This is a genomic window from Thiomicrospira microaerophila (assembly GCF_000934765.1).
In the GTDB taxonomy this organism is placed as follows: Bacteria; Pseudomonadota; Gammaproteobacteria; order Thiomicrospirales; family Thiomicrospiraceae; genus Thiomicrospira; species Thiomicrospira microaerophila.
In genome coordinates, this window is record NZ_JYNN01000048.1 from 1 (window position 1) to 15,434 (window position 15,434).

Genomic DNA, 15,434 nt, shown 5'->3' on the forward strand with positions numbered 1-15,434 from the left:
CAAACTGCAAATGGGGTTCATCGAGTTTGTGGGCCATGCTGATCGCATCCTTACCAATATAAATCACATATTGGTGAATAGGGCGTGTGCGATACTTTAGGCGAATATCGTTGTAGTAACGCAGCATGCGGTGAGGCATAGTGGGATCATTGTTGTTTTGGATTTCTAAATGCAAAATAGCCTGTTCGCCGTTTATTTTGCAGAGCAAAACGGTATCGGCTTCGCGTTTTTCAACGCGCAACAGCTCCTGTTGGACAAACTCTATCTCACTAATGTCAAGGTGAAGTAGGTAGGTCGCAATATCTTGGGCGATGGCCTCAATAATGTCTTTGCTGATGATGTCTTTTTTCATAGGGGTTATGATAGCACAAAAGAAATTGGGGTTTGGTGGGCTATGGTAAAATACGATGTTAATTGATTTTATAGCATATTTTATAGCATTTTAGGGGGTTGGCGAATGGATGTGAAGCAGTATATGCAGGCATTGGGGCAGGCGGCGCGGTTGGCGGCGCGGGTGTTGGTTGTGGCGACTAGTGAGCAAAAAAATGCGGCGTTATTGGCGATGGCGGCTGAGCTTGAAGATCAATCTGCGTTTTTGAAAGCAGAGAACGCTAAGGATTTGGCGGCTGGGCGCGCGAAAGGTTTGGATGCGGCGATGTTAGAGCGTTTGGCGATGACGGATAAAACCATTGCGCAGATGGCTGAAGGCTTGCGTCAAATAGCAGGCCTGGTTGACCCGATTGGTGAAATCACCGATTTACGCTATCGTCCTTCTGGGATTCAAGTGGGCAAAATGCGCGTGCCGCTAGGGGTGGTGGGTATTATTTATGAATCACGCCCGAATGTGACGATTGATGCGGCGGCCTTGTGTTTAAAATCAGGCAATGCGGCTATTTTGCGCGGTGGCTCTGAAGCGGCTTATTCTAACCGGGCTTTGGCGGCGTGTATCCAGAGCGGTCTGGCGCAAGCTGGCTTGCCAGAAACGGCCGTGCAGGTGGTTGAAACCACGGATCGCGAAGCGGTGGGTGAATTAATCGCTATGCCTAAGTTTGTGGATGTGATTATTCCGCGCGGTGGCAAAAGCTTGATCGAGCGGATTAGCGAAGGCGCACGCGTGCCGGTGATTAAGCATTTGGATGGGATTTGTCATGTGTATATTGATGACCAAGCGGACAAGGAAAAAGCGGTGCGGGTGGCGCTGAATGCGAAAACCCATCGCTATGGCGTTTGTAATGCGATGGAAACGCTATTAATTGCGCAATCGCGTGCGGCGGAAATTTTGCCGGAGTTGGCGGCGCTTTATCTGCAAAAAGGGGTCGAGCTGCGAGGTTGTGAGCAGACCTGTTCTTTGATTGAGGCCAAGCCAGCTTCGGAGCAGGATTGGCAGACAGAGTATTTGGCGCCGATTTTATCGATTCGAGTGGTGGTGGATATGACGGCGGCGATTGAGCATATTGCGGCCTATAGTTCAGGACACACAGAGTCGATTATTACTGAAAATATCACTAAGGCGCGTGAGTTTTTGGCGCGGGTGGATTCGAGTTCGGTGATGGTGAATGCCTCAACACGTTTTGCGGATGGTTTTGAATATGGCTTGGGTGCAGAAATTGGTATTAGTACTGATAAGTTTCATGCACGCGGTCCGGTAGGGTTAGAGGGTTTAACATCGCAAAAGTACATTGTATTGGGCGATGGTCATATCCGCCAGTAATAGTCAAGCCAATTACATCAACTCTTGGTGAACTATAATGCTTTTATAGAGAGCGGGCTTTGATATAATAGCAATCGTAAGGCGGGGTGATGCGACCCCTGAGCCGATAAGTAAAATTTTGGGACTGGATATTTAAATGGTGTGCATCTCGCTTATGTCCGAGAAGCCTAAATTTTTAAGGAAGGTTGCCACCTTGAACCCAAGGGTTCAAGGGACCATTGCTCCGTCTTACACCTTTTCTCGCTTTTTTGTCTTTTCGATTGCCTTAATTATCATCATCTTACCAAATCACTTTGATTTCATCGCTACTTAATACTGCATTGATTAATGCATGGCTCATGGCTTTAACACGCGCATCAACTTGGCTTTCTGCAATATTGTTCAAGCTGGCTGTGCGCACTAAAATCGGCTGAGTGCCCTGAGTGACTTCAGCGGATAAGCGTAAGTTGTAAAAAGTGATGCCTGAGATTTCAGTGACACGCTGTTTGTCGAGCTTGAGGCTGATTTGATTGTTAACATTGGCTTGAACTGCAATCCCCAGGCCTGCCAAGGTTTGGCGCGACTGCGCGCGAATCGTATTCGCATGCTCACCTTGTACATCTAGCTGAAGCTGTCCACCTGTGCGCGGTACTAGTGCTAAATTTAGCTGGCGGTTTTCGCCTGCCGACAGGGAAAGCGGCTGGTTAATTGACTGATAGCCTTGCGCGTTTACAACAAGACGGTAGTTGCCCGGCGCAATTAAATCGGTTTGTCCAGACGCAAGCTTAAACTGTCCCAGGTTAATACTTGCCTGCTCGGGTTTGACATGAATCGTTAGTCGAGCAAAGTTTAAATGCTTAAAGGCGAGGGCGCGTATGTCGTTAGCCTGTTGCGCTGATTGTGCTTTATTCGCAAAGTCATTCGGCATGAGGTTGAGCAGGGCGGATAAAAATACCGCACGATCAATCACATCTTGAATTTGTGTGCGGTTGAGCGTCATTAAATCCAAACTGATGGCTTGGCTTAAGTGGTTAACCGTCTGCTGGGCGGCTTGTCGGCTGAGCATGGCTTCAATGCGATAGCCTTGCGCTTCAGGCATGGCCATTCCATACTCAACACCCTGAAAATAGCTGGCAGATTTTACATTCAGCGAGGAAGCAACATCGGTAGTCACCTGATTGTCTCGCAATTCATTGCGAATCGTCACATCTGAGTTAACTGCGGCGGATACTAGTTGCGAGAGCTCTTGCAACGCGTTTTCACGCGCCGCATTCGGGGTGGTTCCCCAGCCCTCGGCACTTAATACCGCCTGCGCTTTCAGCGGTATTAAAATGAGCCAAAAGCTAGCTAGAACAAGCCAGCCGATTTGTTTAATCGTAAACATGATTTTGCCTTTTAGTTTAAGTTAACCCCGATGCACAGCGCAGAAGTCTAGCGCGTATAGATCATACATCTAGATCAAACATACGGGTTAAGTGATTATTGGATAAGAATCTCGTCCAGTTGTGAATGGCCGACTTTAACCACTAAAAACGCACCTGCATCCATCACACGGAAAATCTGGCCAGGACCGCTATAGTTATCCTGCAGCGCGATTAAGAGTTGCATGGTATCTTTGCCTTGGCAGGTGAGGGTGTAGTCAAAGCTGTTTGAACCGGCGGCATTACGGCGCGCGCCTTCACACACCTGATTGCTAAGCTGATGAATTTCACGGCTGATGTCACCCAGTTCAGGCGCGGCACTAAATACAACCTTAAAACTGCGGCCTTGCTGGGCTTCACGTTGCCATGAACGCTGGATTTGGCCTAGCACTTTATCAGCGGTATCGTTCGCCGCTTCAGCGGTTAAGGCGCCTGAGCCCGAAATGGCTCGTTCAGGTGAATAACCTGTGGAAGCACCCAGTTGTGTCCCAGTAGCGGTATAGTAAGCCGTGGCATTCACCGTCGCTTGTGCCACTCGATTACGTGCTACCGTGCGTTCTGCCACTTCTGCATCGAGGGTGATGTAAATATCACTTCCTGTTTGCAGTGCTAAAAGGAAGCTTGGGTCGATATTTCCGCTCAGTGCCGCCGCTTTTAGAACGATGTCGTTAATACGCTCGTTTGCGGCGAGCACAGTCACTTCAAAACCACGATCCTGAAGGTACTCAGAAAATACCCCGGCGGCATGACGATCATTGCCCGCTGGGTTTTTAGCAATCACCGCAATCGTTGGGTTGGCCAGGTTGGCCGCTAAGTCACGGGTGTCTTGTAGAATGTTTTTCGCTACCAAATCGTCTTTTAGGCGCGCCACATTAACACGAAAAATACGTTCAATCCGCTGTTGACCCGCTTCCACCTGACTAGAGACAATCTCGCCTTCAAGCGCAATATAATTCATTGCATTGGCATAAAACTCCGCTTCAACAGCCGCAAATGCTTGACGCTGATCGGCTGTAGAAAGCAGGGCGTTCGTGCCGCCAAACAAGCTATGCCAAATAGCCGCTTTACGCGCATCTAAACGTGCCTCCGTGGTGTCATGCCCCAAACCTATTGCACGAATCAGCGTTTCATTAGCCGAATAAGATTCCACCGTCGTAGCTTGGCGCGAAGTGGGTGGGTCAGAGGGTTTTGCCGGCGTGTGCTTGGGCTGGTTTGAGCAAGCCGTTAGGACTAAGGATAAGGCCAATACAGCAAAAGTTGATCGATTAAATGTTTTTTTCATCATGCTATCCTAGTGGGTATTAATAAGATCAATTTATGTTGTGTTTGTACAACCAGGCCTGGTTGTACAAAATCTTAGTTTTGATTGTTAGTGTTTCTTAAGTTATCGCATCGATTAGAAGGCGGTGCTTTAATGATGGCGAAAGGACCTGCAAAGTTAACATGCATCGCCAAGCCAAGATTAAAGCTGACGCCTGCTGCCATATTCACCTTTTCGTTAAAATTCTCAACCGAGCTGGAAAGTGGAAGATTATAAGCCACACCACCATATAGTTTTAAGTTTGGGTTGGCAAAATAGCCCAGCTCAGCTCGCGGTATTAGGTTATAACTAGTGACTTTTAAAGGATCAGAGTGATTGGCGATTCTGTAGTTATGCGCTTCAATTGCAAAATCAGCGCCCAGTGCTGAATAGAACCCCTGACCCATAGGGTAGCGTTTTTCAGCGCCAAAACGAAAGCGGGCCGCGCTATCAGCCGCCATTTTTGTATTGTTATACTGCCCAGCGGAGGTCATGCCTAGGCCTATATCCATATTTGCCCAGACTTCAGAGTAACTTGGGTTATTAAGCAAATAGCCGAGATTGCCTATAAAACCAAACTCTAGAAAATTGGCAGCACCGGCGCCGGTATCCTGGCCATTTATTTCTAAACTTGTGTCACTTACACTTAACCCAACACGACCATACACCCCTGTCCAAGGATGTTCAACCGCTAGGTCTAATTCATTAACCTGGCCTTGCACTAAATGCGCTTGACTCGGTGTGCGTTGTCCAGCGGGTAGAGCTAGACAGTTATCGCCTACCTCCCGAACCTGACCCCAACCCATGCGGGTTTCTTTGTTGTCAATGGTGCGATAAAAACTAAAGGGATGATCAACCCGAATGTTCTCTTGCACACCAACACCTAGTGCGTAAACGTCTTTTTTATCGCTGGCTAATACGGGTGAAGCTATGGCAAATTCCCGTATTTCTTTTAGTTTGGTGCTTAACGCAATCGTTGAGTCTTTAAACGATAGCTTGAAGAGATCGTTGAATACGCTTTGAATATTCGATCTACTAGGTAGGAAAAGTGTTTCAACACTGCCTGAGCCAGAGATGTGTTGCGCGGCGGCATTGAATAGGTTGCCGTCTGCAGTGGCTGAAATTTCGTGCGCAACACTAAATTGCTTGCCATCAAATTTAAAAACGATAAGCCGTGTCTGCAGGGGAGCGCTCAGTGTGTTGTGAAAAACATAGATTTCGCGGCCATCAAATAGCTTTCTTTTTGTTTGCTGAATATGCAGTGTGCCTTGTATTTCAGGAAGATAAAGTCCGAACGCATAGCCTGTCGATATCAGGTTTTCTAATACCGCGACAGGCATCCCGGTAGCCTGGGCTTTGACACGGATAAAGGTGTCTTTTTCTTGTGCATTCATCTCAAGATAACGTGCCTCAGCGGCATCGCCAAGCAGGTCATATAAGCTAGGCGCAATTTCTGTGTTTAGATAGTTTGTCAGTTGGGCTTTATAGTCAGTGTAAGAAGAGGTGGATGCGTTAAACTCACTGATCGGTGTTTCTAGGTCGTCAATTTGGCTGGAGGCGGTTAATACCGATATTTTATTGCTTGACGTAACGAGCTGGTCAAAGCGTGAAGAAACCAGTCTGGGTATTTCGCTAGCTAACACTTGATTGGCGAAGCTTTGCTCTATTCTGACAGACCAGCTACCTAATGGAATGCATGTGCCGCCATAACTGCAATAGGTGATAGGTAATCTTGCCTTTTCTTTTTCTAAACCCAAATGAGTTAAAGCCATCACAACCTGACGCTCACTCGCTTGAAGTGTTTGGTCTGGTAATGTTGTTTGCACGTTGTCAGTGCTTAAAGCCAGTGAATAAGGGCTTGTCAGTAAAACAAGACTCGCCAATACAAATCTATTTATTGATTTCATTTTTTACCTAGTTTTCTTGCGATCTGTTCAAATATTGTACGCAAAAACACAGGACGCTTAGTGAAATATTGCGCTGAGTGCTTTGATTTAGTGTCAATCTGTCTTAGAATGATGAAAAAAACACCTTCTCATTTAAATAGGATGAAAGAATGGGCACCTTAATAAAGCTTTTTAAAGCCTTAAATGCTAACCAGTATCCGGGACAAATTGCGTTATCACTCACCTTGGGAATGCTTTTAGGCTTAACCCCCTTTTTTTCACCGCACACGCTGCTAACCATCCTGCTTATCTTTATATTGCGGGTTAATTTTGCGGCCTTGTTGGTTGCTTGGACCCTTTTTACCGGTTTTGCCTATGCGTTTGATCCGCTCTTCCATCAATTTGGGCTTTGGATATTATCTCATCCGAGTTTATTAGAATTATGGACGCAATGGTATAACGATGCATTTTGGCGTTTTTTTAACTTTAACAACACGTTGGTGATCGGGAGCGTGTTGCTCGCCTATTGTTTTGCGCCGCTGTTCTTCTTGTTTAGTTGGGTAATGATTCGACTTTATCGTAAGCGTTTTTTAGTTTGGGTGAATAAGTTTAAAATTATTCAAATGCTCAAGGCGTCTGATAAGATTGAACTGGCATCGAGGTTTATGAAATGAAGAAAGCACCAAAAGGATGGATTCGTTGGTCCGGTAGTTTGCTACTGATTGTTGTCATCGCCGGCTTGTTAGGATTGGGTTATTTTTTTTCTAGCTTGATGCTGAAAAATAAACTTGAAACGCTTGCCTCAGAAGCCTGGGGGGCAAAAGTTGAGATACAGCAACTGGGTTTTAGCTTTGACCCGTTAGGTGTTAGGGTGGAAAAACTCGCGGTTACCGACCCCGAGCAGCCGATGCAAAACTTATTTGTTATTGACGATATCACACTGACAATCAATTTGTATCATTTAATCCTCAAGCGGTTTGTTGTTGAGGACTTGCGATTGCAAGGTTTAGCCTTGAATGTGCCACGAAAAACCAGCGGCGCGTTACCTGTAAAACCCACGTTGCCGCTACTGGAGGATACGCAAGATGCGAAGGGGTTTGAGCTTCCTAATGTGAACCTGCCTGATACGAATGAAATCCTGGCGCGCGAACGCATTGAAACACTCGAGCTGGCGCGGGCCTTAAAGCAGCAAACTGAACAAGCCCGTACGGATTGGCAGGATATTGAATCGCGTTTACCGCGTGAAGAACAGCTAAAGCAATATAAAGATGACATTGACCGTATTTTCGATGGGTCTATTCGTGACTTAAATGATTTAAAACAACGCCAAGACGCACTGAAAGCACTTCAGCATCGTTGGGTTCAAGATAAATTGGCTATTCGTGAGGCACGACATTTTGTGCGCAATCAGTCACGCGATTTACGTCAAGGTGTTGATGAACTGGTAGACATGCCTAAACAAGATGTGAATCGGATTACAGAAACCTATTCTTTTGATGAAGAAGGCCTGTCAAATATCACCTATTTATTATTTGGTGAACCTGTTCAAGAAAAATTGGATATCGCGTTGGATTGGTACCGAAAAGCCCAGCCCTTGATTGCCTGGGTTGAGCAATATCGTGCCGAGCAAGCGCAAGCCGATTCACCTAAACCGCCACGTTTACAAGGTGAGAACATCGCTTTTGTCGAGTTTGACCCGCAGCCTCGGTTTATGATTAAACGGGTTGAATTTGATGGTAAATTGAACTGGGGTGAACTGGTGGCGCAAGCGCGTGATGTTAATTTTGATCATGCATTCAGTCAAAAGCCTGTTAGTTTTATGATTAGCGCACGTCCAGCCTCTCAGCTTAAACCGCTTACGATCGAAGGGCAGTCAACCCACTTAGGCTCCGCGCGTGTAATAACCCAGCTCAAGGCAAACTGGCCTGCGTATCAGGTGCAGAACTGGTCGCTGAGTGGCGCCAGTCGACTCCCTGTTAAGATAACAGAAGCGCAAACGGATTTTAGTGCCCTCGCGAATATTGAAGGTATTCGCCGTATAGATTTGTCGATGATTTTTGACTACCAAAATACCCAGTTTAACTTGTCGGATGCCTCCTCAAAAGATGTCCAGCGCTATATTGCACCGGCCTTTGAAACGATTCAGGCCTTTAAAGTGGAGGCCGGTTTAAAAGGGCGTATTTATGCACCTCGGTTTTCAGCCTCATCGGATTTAGATCGTAGGTTGACGGCAGGATTTAAGCACGTTTTTCAACAAGAGCTGGCGCAGCTAAAGCAAGATCTGGAGCAAAGACTGCGTGCTGAATTGCGTGTCTATCAAACACAGTTTGAACAACGGCTAGTCGATTATGGTGTTGATATTGACAAGATTAGAGAAGTCGAAGCGAATATTAATAATATTGAGGCCTATGCATTAGCCCAGGCGAAAGACGCAGAGCAAGCTTTGCGACAGCGCGCTAGAGAGGAGCTAGAAAAAATTGAGCGTGAAGCAAGAGAAAAGTTAGACGCCGCTGAAGCGCAAGCGCGTGCGAAGATTGAGGAAGAACGTCAAAGGCTGGAAGCGCTTGAGGCTCAAGCCCGTGCCAGGCTTGAGGAAGAGCGTCAAAAACTAGAGGCTGAAGAAGAAAAGGCACGTGCTAAGCTTGAAGCGGAAAAGAAAAAAGCGGAAGAGGAGGCTAAAAAAAGCTTAGAGCAAGAGTTAAGGCAGCGCCTGCGTTTTTAACCTAGAGATAAATTAAAATTTATAAGGAAAGCAGAATGAAAAAACAGTTACCTTTAATCCTCGCTTTGTCGTCTTCATTGTTAATGCTTGGCGGTTGCAGTAATAAGTCTACCAAGGGGGAAGCGGCGTTTGCACAGCAGTGTGAGTACACCCCAGGTGTGAGGGCACCGGCATGGTATTGTAACCCTGAAATGGAAGGTGGGATTGCGGCTGTTGGCGAAGCCAAAATAAATCCAGCGGCTGATAACAATATGCAACGCACCATCGCGATGGGCGCGGCGCGGGATGAATTAGCCCGTCAAATGGAAGTCAAAGTCAAAAACATGTTAGAAAGTTGGACACGCACCACGGGCGCCGGTGATGCACAAACCTATGAAGCCAATATCGCCAACGTATCTCGTCAGGTCGCGAATACCACATTGTTAGGATCGAGGCAGCTTAACCGCTGGGTAGCACCTGATGGTACGCTTGTGGTTTTAGTGGGTATGTTTGATCAGGCTCAAATTAAATCAAACATCAAAACCAGTTTGAGAAATGAAGATGCACTATGGCAGCAATTCCAGAGCAAGCAAGCCCAAGATGCACTCGACGCAGAAATCGCTAGGCAATTTGCTAGGTAAACACATATCCAGGCTGAGCAAATTGGCCTCAGTTTATGATTGGGATCGGTGCTCTCAATCGAACACTATAATTTAAAGGTTAGAAGGTTAAGATGAATTTTGCAGCGGTGATTGCACAAGAGTTAAATGTAAATACCCATCAAGTGGCGGCCGCGATCGCCTTGTTATCAGAAGGCGCAACGGTGCCGTTTATAGCACGTTATCGTAAAGAACTGACGCAGGGGTTAGATGATATACAGCTGCGTCAGCTTGAAACGCGCTTAACCTATTTGAGCGGTCTGCAAGAACGCAAAAAAACGATTCTAGCCAGTATTGATGCTCAGCAAAAACTCACGCCTGATTTACAGTTACAGATTGAAAGCTGCCAAAATAAAACCGAGCTTGAAGATCTCTATCGTCCTTACAAGCCGGTACGCAACGCTAAGGCCACTAAAGCACGCGAAGCCGGGTTAGACCCTTTAGCGCAAGCCTTGTTGCTGAATCCAGCGCTGGATCCTCAGCTTGAGGCCCAAGGCTATCTAAATCCAGAAAAAGGCATCGATACCTTGGCGCAAGCGCTTTCGGGCGCGCAAGATATCCTGGTCGAACAGCTTGCGCAACAACCTGCGCTAGTCGCCAAATTACGTGATGACCTTTGGAAGCAAGGAGTGGTGACCAGTTTAAAGGTTAAAGACGCACAAGATGAAGGTGAAAAGTTTAAAGATTATTATGACTATGTCGAATTGATTGCGAAAATTCCGTCGCATCGTGCTCTGGCGCTGTTTCGGGGTGAGCAAGCAGGGGTATTAAAGCTCAAACTGGATTTGCCCGATGCGCAGCCGGCTACGCATCCATTTTTAGACACTATTCGCCTGCATCATCAACTTACGTTTAAAGGCAAGCCAACCGAATTGTTTTTTACCCAGGTTATCAACCAGGCCTGGCGGTTAAAGCTTGCTAAATCACTAGAGAATGAGTTGTTTAGCCGTTTACGGGAGCAGGCTGAAAAAGTGGCGATTGAGGTGTTTTCGCAAAATCTTAAAGATCTGTTGCTCGCGGCCCCAGCGGGCGCAAAAGTTACGCTGGCACTCGACCCAGGCTACCGCAGTGGGGTCAAATTAGCGGTCGTTGATCAAACCGGTAAACTGCAAGTGACCGATGTTCTCTATCCTCATCAACCGCAAAATCAATGGCAGGCGAGTAAACAAAAGCTTGCAAAACTCATCGCCCATTACCAAGTTGAATTGGTCAGTATTGGCAATGGCACGGCTTCGCGTGAAACTGAACAGCTCGTGGTTGAAACCTTAAAAGACTTTAAACTGACGCACACGCAAAAAGTGATGGTGTCTGAAGCGGGAGCCTCCGTCTATTCGGCATCCGAGCTGGCGCAAAAAGAGTTTCCTGATCTTGATGTGTCGATTCGCGGCGCCGTGTCGATCGGCCGCCGTTTGCAAGACCCTTTGGCCGAACTAGTGAAAATTGACCCCAAGGCCATCGGCGTGGGGCAATATCAACATGATGTTAACCAAGCGGCCTTGGCGCAAGCTTTGCAAGCGACGGTTGAGGATTGTGTAAACTCGGTGGGTGTTGACTTAAATACCGCGTCAGTGGCTTTATTAAGTTACGTATCCGGTTTATCCATGCGTTTGGCGCAGTCGATTGTGGATTGGCGTGATCAAAAGGGTGCGTTTAGCGATCGTAAACAGCTCAAGCAGATTGCGCGTTTGGGGCCTAAAGCGTTTGAGCAATGTGCTGGGTTTTTGCGTATTCGTGAAGGCGATCATCCGCTCGATCAGTCAGCGGTTCATCCGGAGTCCTATGGACTTGTCGAACAGATGGCGAAAAAGTTGGGCGTGCCACTCAATCAACTTATCGGGCAGCGCGAAACTTTACAGAAAATTCAGTTAAATGAATTTATGACGGATCAGGTTGGCTTGCCGACGTTACGCGATATTATGAGTGAGCTTGAAAAACCCGGTCGAGACCCACGTCCGAGCTTTCAAACCGCTAGCTTTAACGCCGCCATTACTGAAATAAACGATTTGGCCCCGGGCCTGAAGCTTGAAGGTGTGGTCACGAATGTGACGCATTTTGGCGCATTTGTCGATATAGGGGTGCACCAAGACGGTTTGGTGCATATCTCGCATTTATCCGATCGTTTTGTGAGTGATCCGCGAGAAGTGGTGAAAGCAGGGCAGATTGTCCAGGTGACTGTGATGGAGGTCGATGCCGTACGAAAACGCATCAGCCTGTCGATGAAAGCAGACGCCATGACGCAGGCCGTGAGTGCGACAGATATCGCTGATCGCAAAACGATCAAGATGGCACGCCCTCAATCACACAAAAACAACCGTCATTCAAACACACCCGCCCCACAAGCCCCATTTGGAACCCTCGCTGATAAGTTCGCGGCGCTGAAGAATAACTCGTAGGGGGGGGGCTTTTCAGTGGGTGGAATTGAAATTCTATCTTAAAGTGTTCCTACATGAAGTCTGTAGGAACAGGGGATGATGCTAAACTTTAACCGTTAATATTAATTACAGCAGTTCGATGCAAATATTGTTGTTTGTTGCACTGTAAGTACCAATAGCATGTGCTGGGGTTGTTATACGTGCGCGTCCAGTTCTATAGCCACTGGTTGTATTGTTTCCATCCCAAGTAACATTAGTACCATTTAATGTTGTCCCATCAATAGCACTAATTAGCCTTTGAGCTAAATCTGCAGTACCAATTTCACGATAACAAATTGCCCAATTAAAGTTTGCTGGAGCAGCACTTGCGTTGTTTGCTATTGTAGCTCTCGTGGTACTATTATCATAACCAAGGCCGCCAGCTTTGGCCAAGAAAATTTCACCGCCTAATGCATGTGACTCTTTATTTGCAATAAAACCACGTGCCACCAGTTCATTAATCATTTCAGCGCTAGTTGGCGTTTGTGCTTGGCTTGGTGCTGTAAGATATCCAGACCCGTTTCTAAAAATATCGCGACCGAAACGGTCCTCGTAAGCAAGTAGAGCAACACGATAAGAGTTTACATCTGATGCCATGGCTTTAATTTTAGAACTTTGAATCAACTCCTGCCCTTTCAAAACCCCACCTAATAGTAGCCCAATAATCACCAGTACGATGGCGATTTCAACCAGTGTAAAACCCTTTTGATTTTTGGTTTTCTTTTCTGTTGTCATAGCGTTTCTCCTTTGTTATGACGTGTTATAAAAAATACAATTGGAGTATAAAAGGCTTTTTTTCGCTTGTATAGAGTAAAAATTCTTTACTCTGTTATTTTATTTAAGTCTTAAATCTTATTTTTTGAGCGAATAATTGATAGTGCAAAGACCGTAATCCCGCAACCAGGCCTGGTTCTGGTTGTGGTGATAGGGTTTTTATTTGTTTAAATGAAGTGTTTGGCTTAAGGATTGCAGGGTGTTGTCAAGTTCTGCTTGGCTTTGTGCCAAGACGGTGATGTGGCCGATTTTACGAGCGGGGCGCTCGGTTTTGTCGTAGAGGTGAACATGGACATTCGGCATTGAAAAAGCCGGGGTTAAGTCGCCGTATTCACCAATAATATTGATCATGGCGGCGTAGGGTTGGCGCGGTGTGGTAGCACCCAACGGCAAGCCTGTTATCGCACGAATATGGTTTTCAAATTGGGAGGTGCGCGCGCCTTCAATTGTCCAATGCCCTGAGTTATGTACCCTTGGTGCCATTTCATTGGCGATCAGCCCATTTTCGGTTTCAAACAATTCCAGTGTCAGTACGCCGACATGGTTCATCTTGTTAAGCAGGGCTTGCATGTAGTCTTGTGCTTGCTGTTGGATGTGCGGATCAATCTGGCTTGCAGGTGCAAGGGTGAGGCGTAAAATACCGTCATGGTGTTGGTTTTCAACCAGTGGATAATAGACTTGTTGGTTGTCGGCATTGCGCACGGCAATCATTGATAGTTCACGTTTAAACGAAATAAACCCTTCTAGGATAGCGGGCTTTTCACCAATCGCCAACCAGGCCTGGTCGCTTTGCGCAGGGGTTTGAATGACAAATTGGCCTTTGCCATCATAGCCTTCGGTGGTGGTTTTGAGTACAGCCGGTAAACCAATCGCCTCGATCGCTTTTTTAAGGTCATCGAGGTTATTCACGCATTGGTAGGGCGCGCAAGGAATGGCTAGTTCGGTAAACAGGGCTTTTTCGCGCCCTCGGTTTTGGGCGTAATAGAGTGATGGCGCACTGGGGTAAACGGGAGTGATTGTATTGAGTTGGTCAACGAGTTCAACAGGTGTGTTTTCGCTTTCATAGGTCATTACATCGCACTGCTGTGCCATCGCTTGCAGGCTTTCAGGTGTGTTGTCATACACCTGGCCTAGCAAGCAAGCCGGTTCGTCGGGGGTGGCGCTACTAAAAGCAAATTGATGACCGAGTGGATACCCGGCGAGCGCGAGCATGCGCCCAAGCTGACCTGCGCCTAAAACGCCTACTCGACAACCTTTGGCTATTGGCATTTGACAAACCCTTTTTAATTAAATGCTTGTATTTCAAAGCGCATTTTAGCTGATTTTATGTGTGGTGCGCATTTGGGTGTGTATATTTAATCCGCTTGACGTGGATCAGGGTGGGCGAGCACGTCATCGGTTTGGGCTTTGCGCCAAGCACGCACGGCATCCCGAATCAGGGGGTATTGGTTGCCCACAATCTGTGCGGCGAGAATGCCCGCATTTTTAGCGCCTGCATCACCAATCGCCAGCGTACCAACCGGAATGCCACCCGGCATTTGCACAATCGATAGTAAAGAGTCTTGACCATTTAGCGCACGCGATTTAACAGGTACACCTAATACGGGTATCAGTGTTTTTGCCGCTACCATGCCCGGTAGGTGTGCAGCACCACCCGCACCGGCGATAATCACGTGTAAACCACGTTTTTCTGCCGTTTGGGCATAGTCGAACATTAAATCTGGAGTACGATGTGCTGATACCACCTTGACTTCATAGGGTACATTAAATTGGTCTAGCATTTCTACAGCCAACTGCATCGTTGGCCAGTCACTTTTGGAGCCCATAATCACGCCTACTAGAGGTTCAGAGGCTTGTTGTTGATTCGCCATGGTATTGCCCTCACAGATTCAAAAAAACCGTGAATTATACCGCGCTGGCTGTCAGTGTCAAATATTAGTCGCTTTTTCAGGGTAAGCGTATCTAAATAATATGAGAAAACGCGCGCTGCGAGGCCAAAAAAACACACGTCATTGCGAGGCCGAAGGCCGTGGCAATCTCTGGCAGGCTGTGCGCGATCTTGAGAGATTGCCGCGTCGCTGCAGTGCCTCGTAATGAAAGGTTTCTTAACTTAATGGCCGTGACGCACAGCGTGGGAACGAGGTTGTTAACCAGGCCTGGTTGAATGGATTATAGGGTTTGCCAGTCGATTTGCACCAGGTTGCGGGCGTGTGTGTTAAAGATTAATCCCAGTTGATGTATCTGTTTACCGGCTTGTTGTTGGGCGAGGTATTTTTGCGTGTAGTTTTTGGTTTGGATTTGCTGCAACGCCGGATTGGGGCTTTGGGGTTGATAGTTTTCAGACTTGTCGAGTTTGAATTCGGTGACATAAATGTGATCGCCGAGCATAATGGTCATATCCGCCTGTCCGTGGTTGTTGATATCTTCAGGCGTGATAACGGCATTAATACTGGAGAGCCAAGCAAACAGCACCGAGGCATAATAGCCTTCTGCATCGGGTAAATCATTTTGGGTGAAGTTGCGCCAAGGAATCGCCGCGAACAGTGATTCGATTTGTTGTTGGATGGTGGGGAAGTCAGCCGACTCAAACGC

At 47.0% G+C, this 15,434-nt stretch carries 12 protein-coding genes, 1 other RNA gene and 1 pseudogene; 6 read left to right on the top strand and 8 right to left on the bottom strand.

Annotated elements, in window-relative coordinates; translation table 11 throughout:
- Nucleotides 1–352 (bottom strand): annotated as a pseudogene (locus NA59_RS11015) (hypothetical protein); the annotation flags it as partial.
- Nucleotides 353–457: 105 nt separating this feature from the next.
- On the opposite strand from NA59_RS11015, the gene NA59_RS11020 reads away from it, so the two are divergent.
- Complete coding sequence (locus tag NA59_RS11020) at nt 458–1,711, top strand: glutamate-5-semialdehyde dehydrogenase (protein ID WP_044412455.1); 1,254 nt, start codon at nt 458–460, stop codon at nt 1,709–1,711.
- A 95-nt stretch (nt 1,712–1,806) separates the two neighbouring features.
- Nucleotides 1,807–1,925, top strand: a non-coding RNA gene (ssrS, locus tag NA59_RS14825) — 6S RNA.
- A gap of 66 nt (nt 1,926–1,991) precedes the next feature.
- Here the strand turns inward: ssrS and NA59_RS11025 are convergent.
- From NA59_RS11025 to NA59_RS11035, 3 genes are all read right to left on the bottom strand, one after another.
- Nucleotides 1,992–3,074, bottom strand: coding sequence for a PEGA domain-containing protein (locus tag NA59_RS11025; protein WP_044412458.1), 1,083 nt, complete (start codon nt 3,072–3,074; stop codon nt 1,992–1,994).
- Nucleotides 3,075–3,169: 95 nt separating this feature from the next.
- Entirely contained in the window at nt 3,170–4,393 is a 1,224-nt protein-coding gene (locus tag NA59_RS11030; RefSeq protein ID WP_044412462.1) for a DUF6175 family protein, read from the bottom strand.
- 74 nt (nt 4,394–4,467) lie between these two features.
- The gene (locus NA59_RS11035) at nt 4,468–6,237 is read right to left on the bottom strand and encodes a hypothetical protein (protein WP_157792603.1); all 1,770 of its coding nucleotides are present in this window, start codon (nt 6,235–6,237) and stop codon (nt 4,468–4,470) included.
- A 230-nt stretch (nt 6,238–6,467) separates the two neighbouring features.
- On the opposite strand from NA59_RS11035, the gene NA59_RS11040 reads away from it, so the two are divergent.
- From NA59_RS11040 to NA59_RS11055, 4 genes are all read left to right on the top strand, one after another.
- Nucleotides 6,468–6,971 (top strand): TIGR03546 family protein, encoded by a 504-nt coding sequence (locus NA59_RS11040; RefSeq protein ID WP_044412468.1) that lies wholly within the window; start codon nt 6,468–6,470, stop codon nt 6,969–6,971.
- Complete coding sequence (locus tag NA59_RS11045) at nt 6,968–9,019, top strand: TIGR03545 family protein (RefSeq protein WP_044412471.1); 2,052 nt, start codon at nt 6,968–6,970, stop codon at nt 9,017–9,019. Before NA59_RS11040 ends, NA59_RS11045 begins: the two co-directional genes overlap by 4 nt.
- Before the next feature lie 35 nt (nt 9,020–9,054).
- Nucleotides 9,055–9,639 (top strand): LPP20 family lipoprotein, encoded by a 585-nt coding sequence (locus NA59_RS11050; RefSeq protein WP_044412474.1) that lies wholly within the window; start codon nt 9,055–9,057, stop codon nt 9,637–9,639.
- 92 nt (nt 9,640–9,731) lie between these two features.
- Nucleotides 9,732–12,050, top strand: a complete 2,319-nt coding sequence (locus tag NA59_RS11055) for a Tex family protein (RefSeq protein ID WP_044412477.1) — start codon at nt 9,732–9,734, stop codon at nt 12,048–12,050.
- Nucleotides 12,051–12,155: 105 nt separating this feature from the next.
- On the opposite strand, the gene NA59_RS11060 is transcribed toward NA59_RS11055, so the two are convergent.
- The 4 genes from NA59_RS11060 to NA59_RS11075 all read right to left on the bottom strand — a co-directional run.
- Entirely contained in the window at nt 12,156–12,803 is a 648-nt protein-coding gene (locus tag NA59_RS11060; protein ID WP_044412480.1) for a prepilin-type N-terminal cleavage/methylation domain-containing protein, read from the bottom strand.
- Nucleotides 12,804–13,001: 198 nt separating this feature from the next.
- Nucleotides 13,002–14,111 carry a 5-(carboxyamino)imidazole ribonucleotide synthase gene (locus NA59_RS11065; protein WP_044412483.1) on the bottom strand — a complete coding sequence of 370 codons (1,110 nt, stop codon included), beginning with the start codon at nt 14,109–14,111 and terminating at the stop codon, nt 13,002–13,004.
- A gap of 86 nt (nt 14,112–14,197) precedes the next feature.
- On the bottom strand, nt 14,198–14,713 hold the full coding sequence (gene purE / locus NA59_RS11070; protein ID WP_044412486.1) for a 5-(carboxyamino)imidazole ribonucleotide mutase: 516 nt from the start codon (nt 14,711–14,713) through the stop codon (nt 14,198–14,200).
- A 298-nt stretch (nt 14,714–15,011) separates the two neighbouring features.
- Nucleotides 15,012–15,434: PD-(D/E)XK nuclease domain-containing protein (locus NA59_RS11075; RefSeq protein WP_044412489.1), on the bottom strand; the 423-nt coding region annotated here is incomplete at its 5' end.